Annotated in this window: 1 pseudogene; it reads left to right on the top strand. The window is 30.3% G+C overall.

Going from position 1 to position 423, the window contains the following annotated elements:
* Positions 1-243: 243 nt before the first annotated feature.
* Positions 244-423 (top strand): annotated as a pseudogene (locus AJ932_RS00110) (hypothetical protein); the annotation flags it as partial.

Genomic DNA, 423 nt, shown 5'->3' with positions numbered 1-423 from the left:
CCCTTATTATTTTACCCCTGAAAATCTAGAATGGTATTATAAAAGACATAAGCTTGATAGACTTCTTGATCCAAGAATTCCTGCTATTTATAGATATAATTTTCCGCAAGAACTTCGAGCTAAAATACTAAAATTTGGCGAAGAAAATGGCATTAAAGATTAAAGTAATTGCATAGGCAGACTAGCCACTACCATAATCATGGAAGATGGTTTATACATGGGTTAAATTAAGAAAGGATAAAAATGAGTGGTAATAAAGATATTTACGAGATTTATACTTCTAATGGACTTATATTAGAAGTTGATAAAAATACGAATCAAATTATATTTGATAAAAGAAAAGATGGGCGTGAAGTAGGTAAATACACCCAAGAATATTCCAAAGCTTTGTTTGAAGCTGATCGTATATTAAGAACTTCTCCT

This window comes from Campylobacter sp. BCW_6873 (assembly GCF_001762365.1).
In the GTDB taxonomy this organism is placed as follows: domain Bacteria; phylum Campylobacterota; class Campylobacteria; order Campylobacterales; family Campylobacteraceae; genus Campylobacter_D; species Campylobacter_D jejuni.
This window is presented reverse-complemented; position numbering and strand designations above follow the sequence as displayed.